The following is a 23579-nucleotide window of genomic DNA, read 5'->3' on the forward strand; positions in this document are numbered from 1 at the left end:
GAAGACAGAAGGATGGGTCGGATTAAAAAGCGCGTATTTGAGATTGTATCCTCGGCCAAAGAGGGTGACCGGACCAGTTTATTGTTTGACATGGTCATCATCTGCCTCATCATGCTCAGCGTGGCGGAACTGGTTCTCGCAAGCGTTCCCGGTATGCTGGACCACTATTTCTGGCTGTTTGTCATCGTTGAGATCGTCACCGCAGTCGTATTCTCCATTGAATATATCCTCAGGATGTGGTCATGCACCGCTGATGAACGCTACAAAAAACCCCTTGCCGGGCGAATCCGCTATGCCCTTACGCCGCTCGTCCTCATTGACCTGATCTCCATCCTCCCGTATTATCTCACCCTCCTGATACCTGGTGTCAATGTCACATTCCTGCGGACACTCAGGGTATTTCGCTTCTTTAAACTGGGCAGATATTCGCGCTCTTTCCAGATCATGATCCGCGTACTGAAGCGGAACAGTGAAGCCCTGCTGGGCACGGTCTTCATCATCATGGTTGTCCTCATCATCGCCGCCTCCCTGATGTACCAGATTGAATATACGGCCCAGCCGGAGGTCTTCTCCAGCATTCCTGAAGCGATGTGGTGGGGAATCGTCACCATCGCAACCATCGGATACGGCGATATGGTGCCAATAACACCCGAGGGAAAAGTACTGGGCTTTGTCATCTCCCTGGTGGGCATCGGCCTCTTTGCCCTTCCCGCCGGTATTCTCGCATCAGGATTCTCCGAGGTCATCAAAGAAGATGAGGAGAAAAAGAAGAGAAAAAAAGCGGAAAATTACTGTATAGTTACACCGGAATTTGAAATATGCCCCCACTGCGGACGTGAAATCCGCCCGGAAGACAAAAAAGACTGAAACGGTGTTTCAGCACCCTTTTTTCCCTGCATTCACCACAGACTCAATAAGCCAGAGGACACCCTCTGTCCCGATGAGCGGGCGGTGGCAGAGCATGGAATGTTTGCGAATGGGAATCGTCATCTGCACAAAGGGTACATCCGGTGCAAGGGTCGCTTCGTACCGGGACCCGATGATCAGATCCGGTTCACCTGCTGCTATCATCCGCTTCACGGTTCCCAGGTCCGGGGCCCAGGTGCATACCGAATCCTCCTGTGGTTGATTGCGGGCTCCTGCACTGCAGATCTCCGCGTCGAGACAGGTGGTGAGCAGGTCTGCTGCCATGTCAAGGTAGCCTGCGATGCCGAAGAGGGCGACCCGCGGCGGATCGTTCGCACGGAGATAACGGTCACATGCCTTCACCACCAGTTCTTCCGTCTCCTCACAGCAGTCCATGACCGGAGCACAGTCCGCATCCGGCATCGCATCCTGGAGGACAGAAAAGGTCGTCTCAATGGCATCCAGACCGAGAAGTGACCCTGCCGGCCGCCCGATGCCGGAGGCCACATCCGGGAGGGCTGTCACCGTCATCTCTGCCGGCCTGAGGGCTGAGGCCAGAGTATCGCTGCAGTACCGGGCCGCAACCGGGATGCCCGCACGGGCGAGCAGACGCTCTGCCTCCATACGGTTGCCCACGGCAAAGGGATCCGGCGAGAGCAGTCCGTCGATGTTCACCCCGCCCCGTGTCGGGTCGGTCTCTGCCGGGAGGGCTGCCAGCGCCAGCCGGTAGCCATCCATCATGTCACCACAGTAGCCGGGGGCATCGATGATGATGGGGTCACAACCGGCGCAGTATGTCCTGAGGTCCTCACCGATGGTTGCAGGAACACAGGAGTTGATGACCACAATCCTCTCGCTGAAGGGCAGAAGACCTTCTGTTACCTCCTGCAGACGGTCACCGGTGCCGAAGATAATTTCGTCCTCCACCAGATAGGTGCAGTTCACCGGGTCGGGAATGACCGAGTCTGCGTAGAAGTAGCACGCCGACGCCCCGTGGATGATAACACCGGCTCCGTCCAGTCCGGCCATTGCGGCAGCGGCGCCGATCATCGCACAGGGCCAGATCGGATTGATGCATGGCTTAGCCATCGATAAACCTCCGCCACTGCCGGAGCATCCGCCGCAGGCCGAGTGTTCCTACCGGCATACAGAAGGGAATGGGAATGACCGTTCCCTCCTCAGCGACCCTGATGCCCACGGCCTCTGCCACCTCGGCAAACATATCCATCTCTGCCGACTGGAACCCGAATGAATCAAAGGTCACATACTCACCTGCGAGGTCTGAAAATTCATCCGCGAGTGCGGCCTGCCGCTCCTCTTCGGCATGGACGGCTTCAGTGCTGTCACGGCCGGTGAGACGGGCCGCATCACGGATGAACTGCAGGGTTGCCGTGAGACCGACCGGAAACTCCGGAAGAGAGGGGATGCCGGTGCAGGCATTAAAATGGCGCCCGAGAATGCCGCTGGTGTCCTCCCGGAAGAGAGTCAGCCCCGCATCCCCGAACCTTTCGATATCCGCCACCGTGATGTCACGCACATAGCGGATGTTCACCTCAAGTCCCAGCATGCCGAGGATACGGGAGACCTCCTGGAAATTATCCTCGGCCTCAAACTCGAGGTTTTTCTCACCGATGATATTTACCGTGCCCCGGTTCCGGCCCGCGGGTGAGGGAGACGGAATAAAAGAAGAGAGGGCAGTAAGCGTACTGGTATACCCATCCGTGAAGGTGCCGCCAAGAAAGCCGGAGCTGGGCACATAGATGACCGGGCAGTCCCACGGCTGGCTGCAGATGCCTGCCACATCATCCCCGATGGTCTCGGAGACACAGGTGCTTGCAACGACCACCGCGGCCGGGTCCTCACCGCATACAGCCGTCAGGGCATCGTGGAGCGCATCCTCGCCGCCGAATATGATCTCATCCTCGCCAAGACCGGTTGAGACTATTTCCGGGATGCGGAAGATATCATGTTCGGCAAGGGTGGTGTGCAGGAGGGAGGTATTGATATGGGTGCACCCGTCCGGGCCGTGGATCAGGGTCACTGCATCTGTCAGAAAGGCACTGACCGAGAGGACGCCCATGACCGTACATCCCTCAAACCGTGAGGTGCGACCGTGCAAGTTCTTCGAGTTCATGCATCTCGAGGGGGGTGGGGATGGTAAACGTGGTATTTTCCATAATCGTTCGGGCCAGCTGCCGGTACACCTCTGCCTGTTCTGACTCCGGCGCATACTCAATCACCGTACGCTGGTTCACTTCAGCAATCTGGACAATATTGGCACGGGGAATATAGGCGACCATCCGTGAATTGACCCGTTCGGCAAATTCACGCACCAGTGCCTCCTCGCCGGGAATATTCTTCGCGTTGCAGATGACACCTGCCAGAGAGCAGACACTGCGTGTGCGCCGGGAAAGGCGTGCTATCGCCTTGCAGATGTTATTGGCCGCATAAAGCGACATGAACTCACCGGAGGTGACGAGGTATATCTCCTGTGCATATCCGTCACGCATCGGCATCGCAAACCCGCCGCAGACCACATCACCAAGGACATCATAGACGATGACATCACCGTAAAGGGCCTCCAGCCGCTGGAGCAGCTGAAATGTGGCGATGATCCCGCGGCCCGCACACCCGATGCCCGGTTCCGGTCCGCCTGCCTCAACACACCGGATACCCCCATACCCGGTGAACACCGCATCAGAGACCGCAATATTGGCATCACCGTGTTCACGGACAAGATCAAGGACGGTCGGAATCCATTCCCCCCACATCAGCATCCGGGTGCTGTCATGTTTCGGGTCACACCCGATCTGCATGACATCCAGCCCGCAGTCCGAGAGGGCTGCCGAGAGATTTGCCGAAGTGGTGGATTTGCCGATACCACCCTTCCCGTAGAGGGCGATCTGTTTCATTGACTAAAGTTTTGTTGCGCATGATATTTACTCCTCCGCAAGAAAAGCGGATCATTCATTCTGCCGGAGCAGCATCAGGCTGAGCGAGAGCAGAAGAATGGCTCCCGGCAGAATGAGACTTTCAGGGGTCAGGTTGGCATACCCCGTCTTTGTCGCTGTCTCGAGGAAATGCACAAAGAGGATAAAAACAATGACTTCACCCAGGATCATCTTCAGCTGAAAGATACTTGTTATCCTCAGCCATCCGGGAAAGGCGGCCTGTTCTTTTTTGTCATCCTCAACGAGAAAGAGATACAGGATGCCATAGGCAAAGATCATCATTACCAGCGCAAAGAGAAAGACATCGATGGCCTGTGCCAGCGAGACCGTTGCCAGATCACCCGGCGTAAGATATTCCGGGAGCGCTTCCCCGGTAAAAAACGGACGCTCAAAGAAATAGTAATAGAATGCTGATATTGTTTTTCCGACGCCGATAAAAAACATCAGCGCCGAGCCGAAAAGGGAGGCGACCGCCGCAATCAATACCAGATAGCGGACCCGTGTAAAATACTGCCAGACCATTCGCCCCACCCCCCTTTGCTTTATCAGGACGAGGCATCTGTCTGCTCCCGTCCGTATTAATGATTGTCCATCCGGTCCTCACATCACCAGTCAAACCCACGGATAAGGCCGATGAAGAAGACCATCACCGCCATCACCTCCAGCCGTCCCAGCCACATCTGGATGATGAGCACCAGTTTTGACCAGACCGTCAGGTCAGGTGTTACAAAGCCTGTGGAGATGCCGTTGTTGCAGGTTGCAGAGACCACATCGAAGATGACAAGGGTCGTATCGATATCGGGCTGTTCAAAGTGCATGATGATGACAAGGGCGAAGAGAATCGGAATCAGGAAGAGAATAAAGGTGAGCATGTTGCGTGAAACAAGAAACTCTGCGTCTGCCCGCTGAAAGGTTTTGCCGTTGTATCGCAGGGGAATCATGGCCTTCGGACTGACAAACGACCGCCGGAACCAATACTTGATGCCTTTGAGCCCGATCATGACGCGGGAAAGTTTCACTCCTCCCGCTGTACTGCCGGACGACCCGCCGATGAAGACCAGCATGGTGAGAAAGAGCACAGATACCGGTTCCCATACCACCAGATCCACGGTCTGGAATCCGGTGGATGTGACCGCCGCAGATGCCATAAACAGACCGTTGATGACGGCAGACCATTGTTCCAGACCATTAAAAACGATCAGATCGCCCGTAATGATGACAAATCCCAGAAGAATCAGCAAAAAGAGCAGGATTGCCTGTTCATCATGAAACAGGCGGAATTCCCGTTTGCGGTACATCAGATAATATATCTTGAAGGGGAGCGCTCCCGCAATCATCACCGGAATAATCAGCAGTTCAAGGAGCCGGTTGTCATAGGATGGGATGCCCCCGCTGTGGATGGAAAATCCTCCGGTCGATATGGCGGTCATCGCAATATTCACGGCATCCCAGAGCGGCACACCGGAGCAGAGAATGAGGAGCACCCCTGCAAGGGTAAGGAAGAGATATATCAGCCACATCTGTGCTCCCTGCTCCACCACACTCGGCATGAAGGCATCACTGCGCCCCTCCATGCGTTCGGAACTGTAGAGGCGGAGACGGGAGACGGACGAGCGGTTCAGGAGGGCAACGGTGAATGCCACAATCCCGATGCCCCCGAACCATTCCATCAGGGTTCGCCAGAAAATAAGGGTCTCGGGCAGGGCATCCACATCACGGGCCATCGTCATCCCGGTATCCGTCCACCCGGACATTGCCTCAAAAAATCCGTCAATGTAGGGCATTCCTGCACCAAAGACAAAGGGAAGCGCCCCCACAAGAGCACAGATCAGCCAGATGGCGGCCACGGAGAAGAGCGACATGGAGAGACGGGGCTCCCGCTCCGTTGCCGGAAGACGGATAAGAACCGTCCCGATACAGAAAAGGACCACCGGTACGGATGCCATCGGGAGGAGCATATCAAACTCCCTGAATATGAGGGCAACTGCAAGCGGAATACAGGTACCGGCGCTGATATACCGGAGAATAGTGCCGATATCCGTTGTCAGCGTCAGGTACTGATGAAGGCGGTCCATACGCATGTACACATTGCAGGAGGGCAGGTATTATCCTTTTGTTACGGGACGGAGAGCACAATACTGCCGTTATCGCAGAATACAGGCCAAAATACGGGATAAAATTGGGTGAATGAGGTCAGATTCAGCGGTTGACCCAGAGGTTATGGACATTGCAGCACTCAAACGCCTTCACATCCGTATCCGGGCATGGGAAGAAGGCTTCCGGTGCATCACCGGGTTTCAGGTAATGGACCATGAAATCATCACCGGCCTGTACACCAATCCACATGATGTAATGCTCTTCTGCCATCGGGTGGGGTGTTGAACCGACCGTGACTTTGATACCTCCTTCCACCTTCTCAACCATGGGCACATGCTTCTCTTTGGCAAAGTCTGCCGTCTGTTCAGAGAGCATTGTCATCTCATTTCCCGAACAGCTAACCGAGAGTGCATCTGCCGATGGTGCCTTGCACATGCCGGGATCCATTATCATGACCGTGCCGCTGCATCCGGGGCACTTAAAAAAAACAGGGTTTTTCTCCATCAAAATTCACCTCTTTTCAGACGAGGTGATTATCCTGATGGTGTTTATAGATTTCGTCTGCAAGATTTATCACCGCGACGAGCTCCTGCTCACCGGGTTTTCCTTTGATATATACCGGTTCAAGCATCTCAGCGGTGAGTTTCGGCATCATGTCACCCAGAGACTGCACCGTCTTTCCTCCCCAGCCAAATGAACCGATGACTCCCAGATACCGTGCCTTCGGTTTGAGAATATTGGCGAGGAACGCAATATGTGCCGCCTTGGGGTGTGGCCCGAAATGGACCGTCGGTGAGCCGATGACAATGGTCGTGGCGTCGATGAGGTCCATTGCAATGGTGCCCGGTGAGGCGGTGCCAAGGTCATAGGGGCGCACCTCAATGCCCCGCTGCATCAGTGCATCCACCAGCCGTTCCACCATCCACCGTGTGCTGGCGTGCATGGATACGAAGGGGATGACGACGAGATTCTTTCCTTCCTCTGATGACCAGTCGCGGTACAGGGAGAGAATCCAGGAAGGATTGTTGTGCACCGGCCCGTGGCTTGGTGCGATGATGGCCGGGGAGAGTGACTCCACAGCATCGATATATTCACGGATCTTTGACCGGAAGGGCTGCATGATAATGGCATAGTAGCGCATTGCAGCCTCATGCAGCCGGCATGAGTTATCCGAGAAGAGTGGTGATGCGGCAAGGTGGGCGCCAAAGAGGTCACAGGAGAAGAGGATGCGGTCTTCCGGCACCCAGGTCACCATCGTCTCCGGCCAGTGCACCCAGGGCATCGGGTAGAAGACAAGGGTCTTGTCCCCAAGAGAGATTGAGTCTCTGTCTTCTACGACCAGAATGCGTTCCTCATCGATTAACACCATCGAACAGAGCAGCTCTTTTCCCTTCTCCGTCGTGACGACTTTTGCCATGGGAAAGAGTTCAAGCAGTAGGGGGAGTGAACCGGAGTGGTCCTGTTCTGCATGATTTGCCACGATGTAGTCCACGGCATCGACCTTCGCCCGGATGAGATTTGTGACATACTCCTCATCAAACTCTGCTTCCACGGTGTCGATGAGGGCTGTCTTCTCGCTCCCCCGGACGACATAGGCGTTGTATGTCGTCCCGTCCGGGAGGTCCATCAAGTCATCGAATGCCACCCGGTGCCAGTCAATCACACCCACTGCCTCGATGCCGGGAAGAATTTCACGCACGACCATCGCTCACTTCACCTCAGTGAACTGTTTCTTCGCTGCGCCGCATACCGGGCAGCACCAGTCGTCAGGGAGAGCAACGAATGCTGTTCCGACAGGTATGTCCTGCTCCCCTTTCTTCGGGTCGTAGATATGTCCGCAGATCAAACATTTCATCCGGGTTTCTGTGTCCATTTATATATCTCCTGTTCCGGAATGCGCCATTGCAAACGGCGGGTCTGGCCGGAACCTTCTGCTGAAATGTACAGCACCATTCTTTAAATGGATTATTATCCCAACAGTCATCCATCATCAGGCCTGTTGTTCACCCCTCTCATGCACACTAAAAATAACATTTGCGGACCAAAAACGAAGGAATTGTCAGGAGCACAATCGCTTTTCTGTCACAACGTCCCGATATCCTCATTCCAGATATCAGCATGGGTTTCAATATACTCCGCCATCATCTTCGTCACCCCGGGCAGACCGAGGTTCACCACCTCTACCCCTTTCTCCCGTAACAAATCCTCTGCACCGGCAAAGTTCACAGACTCCCCCACCACCACCTTCGGAATGCCGAACTGGACGACCGCCCCGGCACAGAGATAGCAGGGCATGAGGGTGGAGTAGAGTACCGTATCACCATACCGCCCGATTCGTCCGGCATTCCTGAGGCAGTCAATCTCTGCATGCATCAGGGGGTCATCGTCCTGAATTCTCCGGTTATGCCCCCGCGAGATGATAACCCCGTCCCGCACCAGCACTGCCCCGATGGGAATCCCGCCCTCGCTCTGACCCTGTTTTGCTTCGTCAATCGCCGCCTGCATAAATGTGAGATCATCGTTCATGGAAAACACTCCAATTACGTCAGTGTAGAGGGCACAGGCGGATAAAGACTACGCTTCCTGCGGGATGCTTTGGACGGACGGACTTCCGCTGCACAGGCAGGCAGCCAAAAAAAGAGATGATGCAAACCGCATCAGGACGGGACATACACCCGCCTCACGCATCCTGGTCCTCGACACAGTCGAGTTCAGCGACAATCGCAAGGGGGTCTGCGGTCTTTCGGACCATCTTCAGGATCCGTGACAGACGCTCAATACCGATGAAATGCTCGGCCATCACCTGCCCCAGAGGGGAGAGGACAATCTTTCCGTTCCGTTCACGGATGTAACCCTCCTGTTTCAGGAGGGGCCACACATCCTCCAGCTCCCCGACCATCGTGCTGCATATCTCAATGAGGCATCCCCGGTCCCCGCCGCAGACCACCGCATTGGCGACATACTCCTCGGATGAACCTTCAATATCATAGACCGGGGCGACCTCCTCCATCTCCCCTTTGAGGAGGCGTATCGCCACCTCCTCTTCCGTGCCGCCGCCGGACTCACGTGAATAGACCCCGCCCGGTTCGGCGAGGATGACCACTTTGCCCAGGTCGTGGAAATCCGGCCGGCCCGCACGGCCCATCATCTGGGAGAACTCCTGCACCTTCAGCCACGAGATGCCCATCGCAAGGGCGTCAAAGATGACCTGGGATGCGGGGAAGTCCACGCCTGCCGCAAGAGCCGCGGTCGTGACAACCGCAGCTATTTCCCCCTTCTCAAACATCCTCTCCACATCACGGCGCTCCTTTGCGGAAAGCCCGGCATGATAGGGCATCGCCTTTTTACCGATGGCATCTGCCACCGTATGGCACCGGGCCCGTGAATTCGTGAAGACAATCGTCTGACCCCGGAATCCCTTGGACGAGGTCTTGCGGAACTCCTCGAACACCAGCTTTTTGATGAGATCAATCTTCTCCTTGCGTTCGGTGAAGATGAGATGGCGTTCAAGGCCCACCGGGCGTTCATCGTAGCGTACCAGTTCACTCTGCAGTTTCTTCGCCAGAAGGGAAGGGGATCCGATGGTCGCACTTAAAAAGAGGAACTGGGCATGCGGGGCCACATGGCGCAGGCGGGCAATCAGACCATCGAGCCGGTGCCCCCGGTCCGCGTCCTCCAGCATCTGCACCTCATCGATGACGACCGTTCCCACCTTTGCAAGGCGGCGGCCCATCCGCAGGTGGTGGTCCACCCCCTCATAAGTTCCGACGATGATATCAGACTTCATGCTCCGGCGGGCATTCACCCTGGTCTCCGGGATGTGAATACGGGAAACACCGGTTAAAAGGGAAACATTCAGGAAATCACCATACCGTTCCGTAAAACGGCGATATTTCTGGTTTGCAAGAGCAACGAGGGGGACCAGAAAGAGCATTCCCCCCCGGCCTTCACTGTGGTTTTTCACTCCGGCCATCTCACCGATGAAGGTCTTGCCGCTTGCAGTGGCAGCCACCACCAGCTGATCCCTGCCCTTTAAAAGCCCTGCATCAACACAGAGCTGCTGGACCGGCATCAGGTTTTTCACCCCGGATGCCTGTATAAATTTTTTCGGAAGCGGAAGAGCCGTAATGGGCTGTGTTTCCCGTATTGCATGGGGTTCAAGCCGGTCAAAGAGCGTCTGTGCGGGTTTGGAGGCCTCCGGCTGCAGCATCCCGAGGACACGGTCGAGGTCCTGGTACATCTCCAGCATATTCTCCAGATGACCGATGGACTTCATGCCCATTCCCCCCATATAGCCTGCCTCACGGCGAAGTTCATTTTTGGCGCAGTGCATGCAGATCTCCTCACGCCCGTACTTCACCGCATTCTTCTGCTTCAGGGGAGTGATCCGATCGACAAGAAGACAGGTCCGGCAGACCCGGATCACCGTCACCGGGACCTGCAGGTCACTGCACATGGACCGGAACGGCTCATCCTCCCCGGTGAGGTAGACCCTCTCCCGCCGGAATTCCCGTAACAGATCCTTTGTCGGCACATGCCGCGGGTGACTCCTGCCCGCCTCACGGTACCGAAACTCTTTCGGACGGCACCCCTTGCCGGTCTTTGACAGCTCCAGGTCACCGCTGCCCGTAACCCGCCGGCCGTCATAAAAATAGAGGCGGTATGGTCCCCGCCGTGGATTAACAATAATGCTCATGAGATGCTCAAATCGCAGATCTCATACGAGAGACCAGCGCTCTCAAGCCGTTTCAGAAACCCGGTGAACTCCTCGTCAACGATGACCATCGCACAGTTGATCCCATGGAACGAGGCCTCCACAACCCCTTCCCGGGCACCGAAGAAGGCATCCTCACTGACACCGACGCTCTTCAGGAGCACCTTCGCTTCAAGGCCCACCGCACCGATATAGTCCATACCTTCCAATGCATCGAGGATGCGATCCGGAGACACACTGCGTGACCCGCCCCGCTGAATACGGGGCACCTTGCAGACACGGATGGTCCCCTCTTCGAGTGCGATTATTCCGGAGAGCTTTGCCACCCCGACATCTTCTCCGGGTTTTGCGCCGCACGTCACCTCACCCATGGCAGCCTGCCCGGTTTTGGATGCATACAACAGACCGCCCTGCATGAAGACACCTACCATGTCCCCCTTTGCAAGCGGCTCTTTTGCGATGGCAGTCCATACAGAAACCTCCTGGATGACATCGGTTGTCACGTATTTCAGATATGTTTCAAGTGTTTCAGCAGTGTTTGTTACCCACTCCACACCCTTCTTTGTGACATTGTACCGGCCTCTGCCGTTTGAGTTCACAAATCCGTCATCCACCATCTCACGAATGTATTCGCTGACGGCCTGCGGAGTAACGCCCATCTTTGCGGCAATCTCCTGCTGTCTGACAGACGGCTGGTGAGCGGCAATCTCCACTAGGATCTGAAAGCGTGTTGCTTCACGTTTGCTCTTGAGCACAGTGTGATACGGGTCATCACTGTGACTCGTCAAGCAGCACCAGCCCCTGGCCCTTCACATCAAGATTCGGCATCCGTTTGGCAAGCCCCTTGATGTAGACCGGGCTCACCTTGTATTTGCGCGCGAGGTCATTGTACGATGTCACTCCGCCACGGACGTCCTGCTCAAGATTATCAACCATGGCACGGAGCTCTTCGTCTGTCGATGTTGAAATGTAAAGGAGATCACCAAGGTCCTCCATGGAACACTGGAACCCTGCCCTGAATCTGCTGTATGTTGTTTTATATTCTTTAGAGGGCCGCTCCCCCGGTTGCGGCATCCGCCACTGCTCCTCAATCAGGTTGCCTTTCTTCAGAAGTCCGAGGCATTCTGCCACGCATTCCGTGCCGATTTCAGCACAAATTTCTTCTTCAGTCATCCATTGTTTTGAGAGGAGGTCATAGGCTTTTTTGAATTTTGAGTTGTTAAAAGTAACAATGAGCGGAACGATTTCGAGGGGATCATTTACGATCCGATTATGCCCTGTCAAAGTAAAAACCCATGTAATATTAAACGTATAAAACAATAAAGATTCTCCAGACACCAAATATGCAGGTCAAAGGGCAGATATCAATAAAAGGCATTGTCCAGGGAGTCGGATTTCGCCCCTTTGTCTATAAAACCGCACAGGAGCTCGGAATGCATGGCACCGTCCGCAACCTTGGCAGTGAGGTGCTGGTGCTCGCTGAAGGAACCAATTTTGACGAATTTGTGCGCCGCCTCTCCCGCGGCACCCCCCTCTCACGTATTGACAGCGTAACCGTAACCGATTCGGATGATCCGGCACCGGAAGGATTTGTGATCCTCGAAAGTGCAGCAGGCACCCTTTCCGGCTTCATCCCGGCAGATGTTGCTACCTGTGACGAGTGCATCCGGGATATCTTCACCCCCGGCGGCAGGTATGAAGGCTACTGGGCCACCTCCTGTGTGAACTGCGGCCCCCGCTACAGCATCATCTGCAGCCTGCCCTACGACCGGGAACGGACACAAATGGACATATTTCCCATGTGCGGGGCATGCGAAGGAGAATATACCGACCCCGCATCCCGCCGCCACCATGCACAGACGATTGCCTGCGCTGCCTGCGGGCCAGAACTCTCCCTTCTGAGGACGGACGGCACTGCTGTGCCTGGCGACCCCCTGCAGACCGCAGCAGCACTCCTGGATGAGGGTGCCGTCGTCGCCATCCGCGGCCTGGGCGGATTCCATATCGCATGCACTGCGGAGGCGGCAGGACGCCTGAAAGGCACCCTCGGCCGGCCTGAACAGCCCCTCGCCGTGATGGCCACCGCAGAGGAGATCGCTCGAATAGCCACCGTGTCAGCGGCAGAATGGAAGTGCCTCAGCGGCCCCGCCCATCCCATCGTCGTTCTGACAAAAAAGGACCCGGAGGCCCTCAGAGAGATATCCAAACTGCACACCATCGGCTGCATGCTCCCCTATACCGCCCTCCACCACCTGCTCTTCGCCTCTCTCACGCACCCGATGCTCGTGATGACAAGCGCCAACTCACCGGGATACCCGATGATCACCGATACCCGTGAGGCATGCAAAAGACTCACCGGGCACGTGGACTGCATCCTCACCCACAACCGCGTCATCCAGAACCGGTGCGATGACTCCGTGGTGCGTGACGGTAAAATACTCCGCCTCTCCCGCGGGCTTGCCCCGAAACGGCTGAGGAGGGACCTGGGAAATGCCTGCATCCTCGGCACCGGCCCGGAACTCAATGCAAACATCTCCATCTACCGGGACGGCTACTGCATCACCTCACCCCACGTGGGCAACGTGCGCAATCCGGCGACACTTGCATATCTGAAGGAGACGGTGGAACGGACGGCACACTTCCTGGGCGCCGGGTTCGATGTCATCGCCCATGACCTGCACCCGCAGTTCCTCTCCACCCGTTATGCCCGTGAACTCGCAGAGGAGACAGGCGCCACCCTCATGCCGGTCCAGCACCATAAGGCGCATATCGCTGCGGCCACCACCGACCCGTGCATCGGCATCGCAATCGACGGGGTCGGCTATGGCGAGGACGGGACCGTCTGGGGAGGGGAGATCTTTGCCGGAGCAGTCCCTGACCTGACCCGTGTCGGCCACCTGGAACCCGTGATGATGCCGGGAGGTGACCTCGCCACCCGGTACCCTGAGCGGATGCTCTACGGCATCATCCCCGAAGAGGAGACCGCGGCGCTGCTCACAGCCCGGGGATGGGATGCGACCACCCTTGGCGTACTGGAGAAACAGGTAGAGCGGCGGTTCAATGTCACCACCACCTCCAGCACCGGCCGTGTCCTCGATGCCGCAGCAGCACTCCTTGGCGTCTGCCGGGAACGCACCTTTGACGGAGAACCGGCACAGGTGCTGGAAACCACCGCAGTCCCGGGCACTGCCACCCTCTGGGACCGCGAATTCACCAGTGAAAACGGACGGACCATCCTCTCCACCTCTGCCCTCCTCAGGGAGGCATTTTACCGCATGCATACAGAGCAGACCGCAGATATCGCCGCATCCTTCCAGCTGACACTTGCAACCGGTATCGCAGAGATCGCAGTCACGGCAGCTGAAGAGAAAGGGTATAAAAAGATTGCCCTGAGCGGCGGAGTGGCATACAATCAGGCGATAGAATCAGCCATCCGCAAAACCATTATCTCATCCAGACATGAGTACATCCTCAATACAGACTACCCTCTCGGAGACGGATGCATCTCATACGGGCAATGTGTCTGGGCAGGCACTGCCCTGAAACAGAACAAAAAATGAGGGAACGGAGCCCGGGAGATAATTTAGGATTAAAGTACAGATTCGAGGACCTCTCGGAGATTGGCCGAGCGATACGGTTTTTTCAGCACGCCCGAAAATCCCTGTTCATATAAATCATCGTAATTCATCTCTGAGACAAATCCACTGGTGACGATGGCACAGACATCCGGATCAATTGCTTTCAGTTTCTTGATAGCTTCCGTTGCACCCATCCCGTCAGGGACGGTAATATCCATAATCACTGCATCATACGGACTACCTGCATAGAATGCCCTGCGATATTCCTCGACAGCAGTTTCGCCGTCCGGAGTTGCCATCGGGTTGTATCCCATCTTTTCAAGAAGAATACAGGTAATTGTACGGATATTATCCTCATCATCCATGATGAGAATCTTCCCGGGTTTTTCTGTCATGCTCCTGTCTCCCCCCACTGTAATGGCCGGCCCTTTTTCCGTGAATCGGTATACCGCACCTCACTGGTGATTCGACATGCCATATTGCATATCAAATTCGTTCACAAAATATGCATATCAAACAGATAAATGTTTCCTTAATTGGCCGCCCGGACGGACCTGACCTGACAGACAAAACCCGACCCACCCAACAGAAAATCACCGGAAATCAGCCAAAAAACAAACGTAAGATGATACAGACACCCTGCAAACTAAGCAAAAAGCCAGAGAACAACCGCTGCACCAAGAAGGATCAACACGCAGCCGCCAGCCCGCCGGAGAAGCTGCCGGTATTCCACCCGTATTTCAGCCATCTTTTCCGGTGGAAATCCTGCGGCGGCAGCGGCAATAATCACAAGGAGCGGCAAAACAAACATCAGATTATACAGCGCTAAAAGCCCTGCTGCCGCCCACATCTCCGAACCGGAGAGCATGGCGAGGATTGCGAGATACACACCCCCGGTGCAGGGCAGTTCAATAAGCGCAACCACAATTCCGACAAGGAGCGCAGATATGACACCCCCACGCGCTGCCATCCGACGGACGAAATCAATACCGGAGCCGGAAATCCGTAAATGCACCCCCCCCTCCTGCCGGAACGAATCCACCACCATCACCACCCCGAGGAGAATGGCAATAACCCCTGCGACACAGGAGAAATACCACGAAAGCCCGGCCACACGGACCGCAGTGAGAAGGCCGAACCCGGAGATGAAGTAGGTCAGATAAATCCCCCCCACATAGGCAGCCCCAAAACGGAGCATCCGCACCCTCCCCCCCGCACCCGCCAGAGTGAGAATGAGAAAGATGAGAACCGCCATCGCACAGGGATTGATGCCGTCGATGAGACCTGCCGCAACGACCAGGCCCAGCGGAGGGAGGGGGTGGGGAGCAGACGACACAGAGACATTTACCGTAGGAATCGGGACCGGACCTACCAAATCTGCGGGAACCACATCTGCATCCACCGCAGGCTCAACAGGCGCACCCTTCAGCGACACAAGGTGAAGAGGCAGCCCTTCCGAGATGGCACCATACCCCTCAAAGTACGAACCATCACTCAGAAAAACAGTCGGATACCGCGGATAGGGATTGCCATATATCTCACCATATGAGAAGAACAGCGATTCATTCTCCGTGCTGTTCGTGACTGCATACCGCACAAACGTGACCGACGGATACTCCGCTGCAAGAACATCGATGATCGGGAGCGCCTTTGTGCAGGCGATACAGTGCTCACTGTAAAAGAACGCGGCAGTCAGATTTTCTGCACCGAAAGGGTCAGAACCGACACCATCAGGACCGAGAGGCCCGGAAGAGGCATTGACGCCCACGGGAAGAGCACTGCAGGCACCCGGAAGAAGAACTGCAGAGAGAAGACAGAACAGAAGAACAGGGAGAAACAGCATGGGATATCCACCCCGCCCGGAAAAATACCTGCCCTGTTCCATAGTATGCGGTTGTGCCATACAGGAGATAAGCATGACGATGGAGCCCGCATGAGGCCGATTCAGGCCACCCGCTCATCATCCGATTCAGTCCACATCGGATCAACGATTGCCAGAAACGTGAGGCGCCCGTCACCGGTATTTGCAATATACTGGACCGCCCCAGCCGGAATATAGACCACCTGCCCCGCACGGACCTCCTCAGCCTCATCCCCGATATGCATCGTGCCAGTGCCCCCCAGAATGTAATACACCTCATGAGATCCTGTGAGACGATGCGGATAGGAAGTCTCCCCAGGTTCAAGAGATGCATGGGCGAGACTGAACCGGCAGCCCACCGCACCGGAAAAATGAGAGGGATGCAAAAGCTCACAGAGATGAGTGCCATCCCGGGCATCAAAGACAGGGCATGCCGCCAGATCCCTGATGATCACCGGAGAGACCCCTTCGGGACAAAGGCACCTTCAACAAGGGAGCGATCAATTGCATCCGGCACCTCGCCCGTGGTCGCATACAGGTACATGATAGCGACAAAGATGCCCTGGAGTGCCCCATAGAGAACCGCCGAGACGACCCAGAGGAGCAGAGCCACTGCAATAATCACGAGACCCGCTTCAAACGAACCCACCACCATGGCGAGCACCCCGACGAGCAGCAGGAGGACGGCAGGGATAAAAACCAGCCCCAGAGAGACCGAGCCGATAACCGTCTCCCCCCAGGTCGATTTAAAGAGCTTCCACGACCGTTCAATCGCCGCAAAACCACCCAGATCATCCACCACAATCACCGGAATCACAAAGAATGTGGCAAGCGACCAGGCCGCACCCAGAAGAGCTGAGGCAAGTGATGCAAGGAGGTTGTCCCCGTCACCGCGGATCAGCCGCAGAATAAGACCTACCGTAGCAGCGATAAGCGTCCACGAAAGAATCTTCCCGATACGTCCGGAGGCTGCATGGATACCATCCATGAACGTCGGATCCCTGCCATCCAGGCGGATCAGGGCACAGCTGACAAGGGCCGTATTGAAGTAAATAACAATGAAGTAGCTCACGAGGTAGAATGCAAACAGCAGGACATATGCGAGGGGCGAACTGCCTGATGTGCCCACACCGGAGAGAACTCCTGAGAAAAAGAGCGGCAGGACAAACGTCGCAACCACCACCAGGGCGACCACCCCGGAGAGCACCGGAAAGAGCAGCAGCTCCCGGTCTTTTTTGAGAATGCCAAAGGTCTCTTTGAACAACTGAAACCCACGGCTGAAACGTGACATAAGTATCCATCAGATGTGAATGAATAAATGGATCACGATTTGTACAGAGCTATGCCAAAGAACAGAACCTTACGGGAAGAAACAGAGTTGAAACGGATGATACCGAAAAGAAAGAAAAAAGGTTTAGCCGAAGAGAGCGCCGAGACCGGCCATGCCGCCCTCTTCGTCCTCTTCTTCCTCTTCCTCAACTTCTTCCTCTACAGGTGCTGCCTCAGCTGCTGCAGGTGCTGCTGCAACTGCCACTGGTGCTGCTGCTGCCTTTGCGACAGCCTCCTCAATGTCGACACCCTCAAGTGCTGCGATGAGTGCCTTTACACGGGAGTCCTCAACTTCGATACCTGCTGCTGCCAGAACTGCGCTGACTGCTTCCTCAGTTACGTCTTTTCCTGCGTTGTGCAGAACAAGTGCTGCGTAGATGTATTCCATTTCTTATTTACCTCAAATATGTTATTATTCAGTCATCCCTTTCAGGGCTTTTGCCTGAAGTGATGCACGTCCGATAATCAGTTCAACAATGTCTTTCGTGTATATTGCGGCCTCAACACCAAGACTGCGGGCCTCGGCTGCAGCCTTTGCAATGATTGGCTCAATCGTCTGTGCAGTCGGATAGGCTGCGAATACAGCAAGATTGAATGCCTGCTGGGCTGCCAGAACCACATTGTTGTAATATTCAGTCTCATCGATTGCCAGCGTGGACGGCTCATAGAATGCGCCATCGTAGAAGGCTACCTGAAGGCTCAGACCGACGTCAATCGGGCGGATATCAAGCTTGGACAGGACATCAGCCTGCTTTGCATTGATTACATCGCCTGCTTTGACGAAGACCTTCCTCTCGCGGATGACAACCTTTCCACCTTCAATAGCGGCAGGAAGACCTGCCTGCTGGAATGTTCCGACGATGGGGCCCGGCTTAAAGCCAGTGGGGCCTTTCTCGACAACAATGTCCTCAGGGGCAACGTCGCCGGGGCGGGCCACCATCTTGGTCATCGTCTGCTGGAGCTTCCTGTAGAGCTGGAAGGGATTGTCGTTCGTGTATATCAGTGCACTGTGCCCGTCAATGTATGAGTTGATGCCGTCAATCGGCGCACCCATTTCTGTAAAGGCGTGCTCGATAAGAGTATTTCGTGACATACGCAGGACAGCCTTGCCCTGAAGGTCACGGCGCATCTCCTGCATCTGCTTTGCGGGGATCCCATGCAGGTCTACAAGACCAGTAAGGGAGTATTCCCCGGCAAGCGAAATAATCTGATCAACCTCATCCTGTTTCCACTGTGGCAGGTGCGTCGTATATAATGCCATTATATAATCCTCACTGCCGGACCCATGGATGTCTTTACATACACTGACCGGATGTTCATTGCACCGCTTTCCAGCGATCCCTCAACCCTGCGCAGTACCGCATCGATGTTCTCTGCAAGCGCATCTGCGTCCATATCAGCACTGCCAACCTTCACGTGGAAGGTGGTCTTGTCCTTTGAACGGAACTTAACAGATTTGCGCAGACGTTCGACCATAGGGCCGACATCCATCGTTGGCGGAACAGGGGTGGGCATCTTACCGCGGGGACCGAGGCGCGTACCGAGCCAGCGGCCAACAAGTGGCATGACAGCGGTTTCTGCAAGGAAGAACCTGTACTCGTCCGCAAATATGCGGGCTTCACGGGGTTCCCCTCCCAGACGCTCGATCTCTTCAGGTCCGATGATGAGGTCTACACCTGCAGCTTTCGCCTGAGTGGTGATATCTCCTTTTCCAAGCACACAGATCTTTTGGGGCTGACCTGTGCCATTTGGCAGAATCATCGTCTCATCAATACGGTTTTTTGGCTGCGCCATGTCGATATTCCGGAGATTCACTGAAATTTCAATGCTCTCCTGGAACTTACGTTCAGGCGCGGCCTCCATTGCCGCTTTCACGGCATCCAGAATCTGGACCCTATCAACCATTCATTTTCTCCATAGTTCAACGACCCGGAATCCGGATCTTCTATAGGTTTTCATAGTCTATTCCGTGAGAATGCTGTCGTATTCGCCTGCATTGATCTTTGGGAATATCTCCTTTGGATCCATTCCCTCGACCGTGACACCGACACTCACGCACGTCCCGATAACCTCTTTCACGCGGTTTTTCAGGTCGTATGAGATCATGTCATCAGCCTTCATACGGGCAATGCGGACAGCAGCCTCGAGCGGAAGGTCTCCTACCTTCTGGAGATTGGGTTCACCGGAACCCTTTGCCAGACCGACCTCTTTCATGATGAGGGCAGTGGTTGGAGGGATACCTACGGTAACCGTGAAGTTCTTCTTGTCGTCGACAGCAACGGTTACAGGAACCTGCATACCGTTAAACTCAGACGTCTTGGCGTTGATCTCATCAACAACCGCCTTCACATTGATTCCGAGAGGTCCCAGAGCAGGTCCTAATGGAGGGCCTGCTGTTGCCTTTCCGCCGGGTACCAATACCTCGACTACTTCTCCCATTGTAATATCACCAGGCCTCGATGCACCTGTAGACAGGTAACACTCAGCGTGGGTCAGTACAGGTCTGCATACAACCACTTAAAACTACGGGCAAACCGGGAAAAAATGAGAAGGACCTAATCTTCAGGTGCCTTCTCGATGACGCGGACATTATCCCCGCGTACAGTAATAGGAATGGGCACCATCGATTCATACAGTTCAAGAGTAACTTCCTCTTTTCCTGAGTCTACACGCCTTACAACGGCTTTTTCGCCTTTGAAAGGACCTGCAATAAGCTCGACGATTGTGCCCTCTTCAATACCGCTTACTGCGGGCTTCGGCTCAAGGAAATGCTCAACTTCACTGAACTCGGTCTCACCCTTTACCACGGCACGCGCATTAGGAATGAGGCGGACCAGCTGCTCCATCCGGGCATACTCATCCGGTGTTTCAATGAAGACATAGCCACGCACCTCATCCGGGGCCATAATTGCGGTGATGACAAACTCATCATGCTCCTCAAGGACCTTGACGATGTCATCCACTACTTTCCGCTCTTTGTTGGCCGTCGTCTTGAGCGCGTAAATCTTGTTTCCGAACTCACTGCTCATTGTCATCACAGGGTAGCAAATGCCATCAGTTCGTATACAATAAACCCGATCATACCGATGATCAGGATACCCATTGCGGCAACGATTGCGATTTTATTAAATTCGTCACGGGTGGGTGTCCGGGCAAGTTTCAGGACACGCCAGTATTTCTTGAATATTTCTTCGTTTACTGTTTTTAAATCAGCCATTCATTGTCACCTGAGGAAATCAATATCAAATTCCGTAGTGGATCTCTTTGACGAGAACATCTCATTGCGTCCATATATCTGGGGGGAGTTCACGCCTGTTACGACAAGCATCGTGCGCATCCGGCCCTGCATATTGGGATCAATCTGCGCACCCCATATAATCCGGGCCTCCGGATCGATGCGCTCGTAGACTTCCTGGACCACGCCTTCTGCCTCTGCCATCGTCATATCAGGGCCGCCGACCACATTCACGAGGGCAGCGGATGCACCTGAGATGTCAACATCGAGCAGAGGTGAACGCAGGGCCTTTTTGACGGAGTCTGCAGCCTTGTCTTCACTGTCACTCTCGCCCATGCCAATCATCGCCACACCGCCGCGTTCCATAACGGTTCGGACATCGGCAAAGTCGAGGTTCACCAGACCGGGCTGTGTGATCAGTTCGGTGATGCCTTTTACTGCACGCATTAAGACTTCGTCAGAGACCTTAAAGGCTGCGTGCAGAGGGAGGCGCGGGACGACCTCAAGGAGGCGGTCATTCGGCACAACAATAACCGTGTCAGCAACGTCACGGAGACGTTCAAGGCCCGCTTCAGCGTTTTCCATCCGGATGGCCCCTTCTGCGGTGAAGGGAAGCGTCACGACAGCAATCGTCAGTGCACCCGTCTCCCGGGCAGTTTTTGCAATCACGGGTGCAGAGCCGGTGCCGGTGCCGCCGCCAAGCCCTGCGGTGATGAAGACCATATCGCAGTCACCCAAAGACTTGTTGATCTCCTCAATAGTCTCGAGGGCGGCCTCTTCTCCGACCTGCGGGACAGAACCGGCACCAAGACCACGGGTGCGCTTACGGCCAATGAGGATTCTCGTGTCAGCCTTTGTTCGGATCAGGTGCTGGGCATCAGTATTCAGCGCAATAAGATTTGCACCGTGGATACCCTCTTCGGTCATCCGTGTCATCGTGTTCGAACCGCCGCCGCCACACCCGATGACCGCGATCCGTGTCTGAAGCTCTTTGAGGATCTCCTCAAGCTCCAGGTCACGTTCGTTGGACGCGTCAACGATATATCCGGACTCCTCATTTGTCCGTTTAATTGCCTCTTCTACGATTGATCTCATAGGTAGTTCTCCAATCCCGGGACGTGGATCACCCGTTCGGTCACGAGAGAGACCATCTCCGGCGTAATTATTGTGCCGGCAATCTCGATCTCCTGTCCTGCCGCCAGCCTGCCGAAAAGCGGTCCTTTCGGAACCCCCAGAGTGCATGCTTTTTCCGGGTTGAAACTCACCTTTCGAATGATAATTACATCATCACCGGCGTGGGCAGATCCATCGCTGGTTAAGATTTTGACGCAGGATGATATTAAAAGATGCAGTATTTGTAATTCGTACTCCCCAAAGGTGAGGAAAAACGGCAGGAGTGCGCCCCCTGACGATACCGCCACGGCGACAGGCATTTTTTCTACAGCACGCCGGAATTCCTGTTCATCCTGCTTCAGTGTTTCCTGGAATAGCTGGTCGGGAATACGGACGATTACAGGCTCACCCTCCCCGGAAAGGTCCATCAGCCTGAGCGATACACCCGGCGCTTCTGCATGCGCCATCTCCCGCATCCGTAGATAGAGCGGGAGAGAGAGGGACCCCATCATCCTCAGTTCACTCTCGGATACACGTGGAATGCCGCATTCACGAATTATGCCGGATATTTGCGCCACAACATCTCCCGAGAGGGCTTTTCGATCGATATAGGCCGCATCAGCACCGGTCTGCACCGCCATCTGCCTGACCATCGCGGCGTCCATGCCCGCCACCTCCCGCGTATGCGCAATATGACCCCATGCCGCCCGGCCCGCCAGCGCAATATCCGTTTCACGCGCTGCATAGTGGTTGCCCCCGAATCCGATGAGAGGGATGACAGAACCCGGCCCCTCCGTGAGGACATGGACAAGGGCATCTGCAACCGCAGCTCCGCAGGCAGGGTCAGTCCACTCGGCCTCAGTGCTCCCGATTTCAATAAAAAACGACGGGGTAAGAAGTCCGGTCGGACCGTGGTGCGTCACCTCATAGGAGACACGAAATCCCTCAGGGGCACGGGGGGCAAGGGCACATAATGCCGCATGCATCCATGCAGGGGCGGCGCGGGAGAGCGTCCGGCCCTCTCCCCCAAGCGCCGCATCACCGTAATTGCCGGTGACATGGACAGTCAGGGCCGGGACAGGGTTTTGCGAGGTGTGGCGGGAGAGAAAGATGATGAGATCTGCTTTCGCCCGCTCGTCCAGGTGCTCTTCATAGATGAGACGGCCCGGCGCGGTCATAAACCGGAGGGTGTGCCCCGCCCAGCGGCACTCCTCACCGTCACGCCCTTCTGCACCGACACGGGGGGCGAGATGCGCTGCGATATTGCACCCCGCCGGATCCAGTGCTGAGTGGATAAGGGCTATTTTCATCGGCACCCTCCGCTGTCTGCACCGTTCCTTTCCGCACCGAGAGCCCGGGAAACCGCCTCCGCTGCACTCATGCAGGGCACCACACCGGCAATCTCCCAGCTATGAATGCCATAGACCGCCCGGTTCAGTTTCAGCGCCATTGCAATCTCCGAGAGCGTGCCGTATCCACCGCCCACCGCAATGACAGCTCCCGCGGCTGACACCACCACGGCATTCCGGGCGATTCCCAGACCGGTGGGGATGGTGACCGTACAAAACGGATTTGCCTCAGCAGCATCCCCCGGAAGAATACCCACTGCTACACCCCCGGCACCCGCGGCGCCCCGGCACGCAGCCTCCATCACACCGCCGCGGCCTCCGCAGATAAGGACAGCGCCCGCTGTGGCGATCAGCCTGCCTGCATCTTCTGCCACACATTCTTCCTTCGCATCGCAGGATGCAGCACCGATGACCGCAATCTGAAGGGGGTGCATCTTATCCATCTC

General features: G+C 55.6%; 27 protein-coding genes. 2 read left to right on the forward strand and 25 right to left on the reverse strand.

Annotated features, from left to right (window positions below; all coding sequences use genetic code 11):
* The first annotated feature begins 12 nt into the window (after positions 1 to 12).
* Positions 13 to 867, forward strand: a complete 855-nt coding sequence (locus L1S32_RS07765; protein WP_278154453.1) for an ion transporter — start codon at positions 13 to 15, stop codon at positions 865 to 867.
* Positions 868 to 876: 9 nt separating this feature from the next.
* Here L1S32_RS07765 and L1S32_RS07770 read toward each other — a convergent pair whose 3' ends face one another.
* The 12 genes from L1S32_RS07770 to L1S32_RS07825 all read right to left on the reverse strand — a co-directional run bounded on the left by L1S32_RS07770 (position 877) and on the right by L1S32_RS07825 (position 11952).
* On the reverse strand, positions 877 to 1995 hold the full coding sequence (locus tag L1S32_RS07770; protein WP_278154454.1) for a nitrogenase component 1: 1119 nt from the start codon (positions 1993 to 1995) through the stop codon (positions 877 to 879).
* Entirely contained in the window at positions 1988 to 3040 is a 1053-nt protein-coding gene (locus L1S32_RS07775; protein ID WP_278154455.1) for a nitrogenase component 1, read from the reverse strand. Before L1S32_RS07775 ends, L1S32_RS07770 begins: the two co-directional genes overlap by 8 nt.
* Positions 3000 to 3818 carry a Ni-sirohydrochlorin a,c-diamide reductive cyclase ATP-dependent reductase subunit gene (gene cfbC / locus L1S32_RS07780; protein WP_278154456.1) on the reverse strand — a complete coding sequence of 273 codons (819 nt, stop codon included), beginning with the start codon at positions 3816 to 3818 and terminating at the stop codon, positions 3000 to 3002. Before cfbC ends, L1S32_RS07775 begins: the two co-directional genes overlap by 41 nt.
* 51 nt (positions 3819 to 3869) lie before the next feature.
* Complete coding sequence (locus L1S32_RS07785; RefSeq protein WP_278154457.1) at positions 3870 to 4379, reverse strand: YqhA family protein; 510 nt, start codon at positions 4377 to 4379, stop codon at positions 3870 to 3872.
* Positions 4380 to 4462: 83 nt separating this feature from the next.
* On the reverse strand, positions 4463 to 5932 hold the full coding sequence (locus L1S32_RS07790; RefSeq protein WP_278154458.1) for a TrkH family potassium uptake protein: 1470 nt from the start codon (positions 5930 to 5932) through the stop codon (positions 4463 to 4465).
* A 124-nt stretch (positions 5933 to 6056) separates the two neighbouring features.
* Complete coding sequence (locus L1S32_RS07795) at positions 6057 to 6458, reverse strand: desulfoferrodoxin family protein (protein WP_278154459.1); 402 nt, start codon at positions 6456 to 6458, stop codon at positions 6057 to 6059.
* Between the two features lie 16 nt (positions 6459 to 6474).
* Positions 6475 to 7659, reverse strand: a complete 1185-nt coding sequence (locus L1S32_RS07800; RefSeq protein ID WP_278154460.1) for an FprA family A-type flavoprotein — start codon at positions 7657 to 7659, stop codon at positions 6475 to 6477.
* 3 nt (positions 7660 to 7662) lie between these two features.
* Positions 7663 to 7827, reverse strand: a complete 165-nt coding sequence (locus L1S32_RS07805; RefSeq protein WP_278154461.1) for a rubredoxin — start codon at positions 7825 to 7827, stop codon at positions 7663 to 7665.
* 209 nt (positions 7828 to 8036) lie between these two features.
* Entirely contained in the window at positions 8037 to 8480 is a 444-nt protein-coding gene (locus L1S32_RS07810) for a nucleoside deaminase (RefSeq protein ID WP_278154462.1), read from the reverse strand.
* Between the two features lie 154 nt (positions 8481 to 8634).
* Positions 8635 to 10650, reverse strand: a complete 2016-nt coding sequence (locus L1S32_RS07815) for a DEAD/DEAH box helicase (protein WP_278154463.1) — start codon at positions 10648 to 10650, stop codon at positions 8635 to 8637.
* Entirely contained in the window at positions 10647 to 11456 is an 810-nt protein-coding gene (locus tag L1S32_RS07820; protein ID WP_278154464.1) for a MarR family transcriptional regulator, read from the reverse strand. Before L1S32_RS07820 ends, L1S32_RS07815 begins: the two co-directional genes overlap by 4 nt.
* Positions 11440 to 11952 carry an ArsR family transcriptional regulator gene (locus L1S32_RS07825; RefSeq protein WP_278154465.1) on the reverse strand — a complete coding sequence of 171 codons (513 nt, stop codon included), beginning with the start codon at positions 11950 to 11952 and terminating at the stop codon, positions 11440 to 11442. Before L1S32_RS07825 ends, L1S32_RS07820 begins: the two co-directional genes overlap by 17 nt.
* Positions 11953 to 12011: 59 nt before the next feature.
* On the opposite strand from L1S32_RS07825, the gene hypF reads away from it, so the two are divergent.
* The gene (hypF, locus tag L1S32_RS07830; RefSeq protein ID WP_278154466.1) at positions 12012 to 14228 is read left to right on the forward strand and encodes a carbamoyltransferase HypF; all 2217 of its coding nucleotides are present in this window, start codon (positions 12012 to 12014) and stop codon (positions 14226 to 14228) included.
* A 29-nt stretch (positions 14229 to 14257) separates the two neighbouring features.
* Here hypF and L1S32_RS07835 read toward each other — a convergent pair whose 3' ends face one another.
* The 13 genes from L1S32_RS07835 to L1S32_RS07895 form a co-directional block, all read right to left on the reverse strand.
* On the reverse strand, positions 14258 to 14641 hold the full coding sequence (locus L1S32_RS07835) for a response regulator (protein ID WP_278154467.1): 384 nt from the start codon (positions 14639 to 14641) through the stop codon (positions 14258 to 14260).
* 251 nt (positions 14642 to 14892) lie between these two features.
* Entirely contained in the window at positions 14893 to 16131 is a 1239-nt protein-coding gene (locus L1S32_RS07840; protein ID WP_278154468.1) for a cytochrome c biogenesis protein CcdA, read from the reverse strand.
* A gap of 59 nt (positions 16132 to 16190) precedes the next feature.
* Positions 16191 to 16562 (reverse strand): cupin domain-containing protein, encoded by a 372-nt coding sequence (locus L1S32_RS07845; RefSeq protein WP_278154469.1) that lies wholly within the window; start codon positions 16560 to 16562, stop codon positions 16191 to 16193.
* The gene (locus L1S32_RS07850) at positions 16559 to 17398 is read right to left on the reverse strand and encodes a DUF6159 family protein (protein ID WP_278154470.1); all 840 of its coding nucleotides are present in this window, start codon (positions 17396 to 17398) and stop codon (positions 16559 to 16561) included. The genes L1S32_RS07845 and L1S32_RS07850 overlap by 4 nt, the downstream gene beginning before the upstream one ends.
* A 123-nt stretch (positions 17399 to 17521) precedes the next feature.
* A complete protein-coding gene (gene rpl12p, locus L1S32_RS07855; RefSeq protein WP_278154471.1) occupies positions 17522 to 17824 on the reverse strand; it encodes a 50S ribosomal protein P1 in 303 nt (100 codons plus the stop codon).
* A gap of 24 nt (positions 17825 to 17848) precedes the next feature.
* Positions 17849 to 18697 (reverse strand): 50S ribosomal protein L10, encoded by an 849-nt coding sequence (locus L1S32_RS07860; protein WP_278154472.1) that lies wholly within the window; start codon positions 18695 to 18697, stop codon positions 17849 to 17851.
* The gene (locus L1S32_RS07865; RefSeq protein ID WP_278154473.1) at positions 18697 to 19341 is read right to left on the reverse strand and encodes a 50S ribosomal protein L1; all 645 of its coding nucleotides are present in this window, start codon (positions 19339 to 19341) and stop codon (positions 18697 to 18699) included. The genes L1S32_RS07860 and L1S32_RS07865 overlap by 1 nt, the downstream gene beginning before the upstream one ends.
* Before the next feature lie 57 nt (positions 19342 to 19398).
* Entirely contained in the window at positions 19399 to 19875 is a 477-nt protein-coding gene (locus L1S32_RS07870) for a 50S ribosomal protein L11 (RefSeq protein ID WP_278154474.1), read from the reverse strand.
* 116 nt (positions 19876 to 19991) lie between these two features.
* On the reverse strand, positions 19992 to 20465 hold the full coding sequence (locus tag L1S32_RS07875) for a transcription elongation factor Spt5 (protein WP_278154475.1): 474 nt from the start codon (positions 20463 to 20465) through the stop codon (positions 19992 to 19994).
* Between the two features lie 5 nt (positions 20466 to 20470).
* A complete protein-coding gene (locus L1S32_RS07880) occupies positions 20471 to 20653 on the reverse strand; it encodes a protein translocase SEC61 complex subunit gamma (protein ID WP_278154476.1) in 183 nt (60 codons plus the stop codon).
* Positions 20654 to 20659: 6 nt separating this feature from the next.
* Complete coding sequence (gene ftsZ, locus L1S32_RS07885) at positions 20660 to 21766, reverse strand: cell division protein FtsZ (protein ID WP_278154477.1); 1107 nt, start codon at positions 21764 to 21766, stop codon at positions 20660 to 20662.
* Positions 21763 to 23094 (reverse strand): D-aminoacyl-tRNA deacylase, encoded by a 1332-nt coding sequence (locus L1S32_RS07890; protein WP_278154478.1) that lies wholly within the window; start codon positions 23092 to 23094, stop codon positions 21763 to 21765. The genes ftsZ and L1S32_RS07890 overlap by 4 nt, the downstream gene beginning before the upstream one ends.
* Positions 23091 to 23576, reverse strand: a complete 486-nt coding sequence (locus tag L1S32_RS07895; protein ID WP_278154479.1) for a TIGR00725 family protein — start codon at positions 23574 to 23576, stop codon at positions 23091 to 23093. Before L1S32_RS07895 ends, L1S32_RS07890 begins: the two co-directional genes overlap by 4 nt.
* Between the last annotated feature and the right edge of the window lie 3 nt (positions 23577 to 23579).

This window comes from Methanogenium sp. S4BF, from assembly GCF_029633965.1.
GTDB lineage: Archaea > Halobacteriota > Methanomicrobia > Methanomicrobiales > Methanomicrobiaceae > Methanogenium.

Excerpts from the sequence above, each read along its gene's own strand:
- L1S32_RS07765 (WP_278154453.1), top strand. The coding sequence starts at position 13 with ATGGGTCGGATTAAAAAGCGCGTATTTGAGATTGTATCCTCGGCCAAA.
- L1S32_RS07770 (WP_278154454.1), bottom strand. The coding sequence starts at position 1,995 with ATGGCTAAGCCATGCATCAATCCGATCTGGCCCTGTGCGATGATCGGC.
- L1S32_RS07775 (WP_278154455.1), bottom strand. The coding sequence starts at position 3,040 with ATGAACTCGAAGAACTTGCACGGTCGCACCTCACGGTTTGAGGGATGT.
- cfbC (WP_278154456.1), bottom strand. The coding sequence starts at position 3,818 with ATGAAACAGATCGCCCTCTACGGGAAGGGTGGTATCGGCAAATCCACC.
- L1S32_RS07785 (WP_278154457.1), bottom strand. The coding sequence starts at position 4,379 with ATGGTCTGGCAGTATTTTACACGGGTCCGCTATCTGGTATTGATTGCG.
- L1S32_RS07790 (WP_278154458.1), bottom strand. The coding sequence starts at position 5,932 with ATGGACCGCCTTCATCAGTACCTGACGCTGACAACGGATATCGGCACT.
- L1S32_RS07795 (WP_278154459.1), bottom strand. The coding sequence starts at position 6,458 with ATGGAGAAAAACCCTGTTTTTTTTAAGTGCCCCGGATGCAGCGGCACG.
- L1S32_RS07800 (WP_278154460.1), bottom strand. The coding sequence starts at position 7,659 with ATGGTCGTGCGTGAAATTCTTCCCGGCATCGAGGCAGTGGGTGTGATT.
- L1S32_RS07805 (WP_278154461.1), bottom strand. The coding sequence starts at position 7,827 with ATGGACACAGAAACCCGGATGAAATGTTTGATCTGCGGACATATCTAC.
- L1S32_RS07810 (WP_278154462.1), bottom strand. The coding sequence starts at position 8,480 with ATGAACGATGATCTCACATTTATGCAGGCGGCGATTGACGAAGCAAAA.
- L1S32_RS07815 (WP_278154463.1), bottom strand. The coding sequence starts at position 10,650 with ATGAGCATTATTGTTAATCCACGGCGGGGACCATACCGCCTCTATTTT.
- hypF (WP_278154466.1), top strand. The coding sequence starts at position 12,012 with ATGCAGGTCAAAGGGCAGATATCAATAAAAGGCATTGTCCAGGGAGTC.
- L1S32_RS07835 (WP_278154467.1), bottom strand. The coding sequence starts at position 14,641 with ATGACAGAAAAACCCGGGAAGATTCTCATCATGGATGATGAGGATAAT.
- L1S32_RS07840 (WP_278154468.1), bottom strand. The coding sequence starts at position 16,131 with ATGGAACAGGGCAGGTATTTTTCCGGGCGGGGTGGATATCCCATGCTG.
- L1S32_RS07850 (WP_278154470.1), bottom strand. The coding sequence starts at position 17,398 with ATGTCACGTTTCAGCCGTGGGTTTCAGTTGTTCAAAGAGACCTTTGGC.
- rpl12p (WP_278154471.1), bottom strand. The coding sequence starts at position 17,824 with ATGGAATACATCTACGCAGCACTTGTTCTGCACAACGCAGGAAAAGAC.
- L1S32_RS07860 (WP_278154472.1), bottom strand. The coding sequence starts at position 18,697 with ATGGCATTATATACGACGCACCTGCCACAGTGGAAACAGGATGAGGTT.
- L1S32_RS07865 (WP_278154473.1), bottom strand. The coding sequence starts at position 19,341 with ATGGTTGATAGGGTCCAGATTCTGGATGCCGTGAAAGCGGCAATGGAG.
- L1S32_RS07870 (WP_278154474.1), bottom strand. The coding sequence starts at position 19,875 with ATGGGAGAAGTAGTCGAGGTATTGGTACCCGGCGGAAAGGCAACAGCA.
- L1S32_RS07875 (WP_278154475.1), bottom strand. The coding sequence starts at position 20,465 with ATGAGCAGTGAGTTCGGAAACAAGATTTACGCGCTCAAGACGACGGCC.
- L1S32_RS07880 (WP_278154476.1), bottom strand. The coding sequence starts at position 20,653 with ATGGCTGATTTAAAAACAGTAAACGAAGAAATATTCAAGAAATACTGG.
- ftsZ (WP_278154477.1), bottom strand. The coding sequence starts at position 21,766 with ATGAGATCAATCGTAGAAGAGGCAATTAAACGGACAAATGAGGAGTCC.
- L1S32_RS07890 (WP_278154478.1), bottom strand. The coding sequence starts at position 23,094 with ATGAAAATAGCCCTTATCCACTCAGCACTGGATCCGGCGGGGTGCAAT.
- L1S32_RS07895 (WP_278154479.1), bottom strand. The coding sequence starts at position 23,576 with ATGGATAAGATGCACCCCCTTCAGATTGCGGTCATCGGTGCTGCATCC.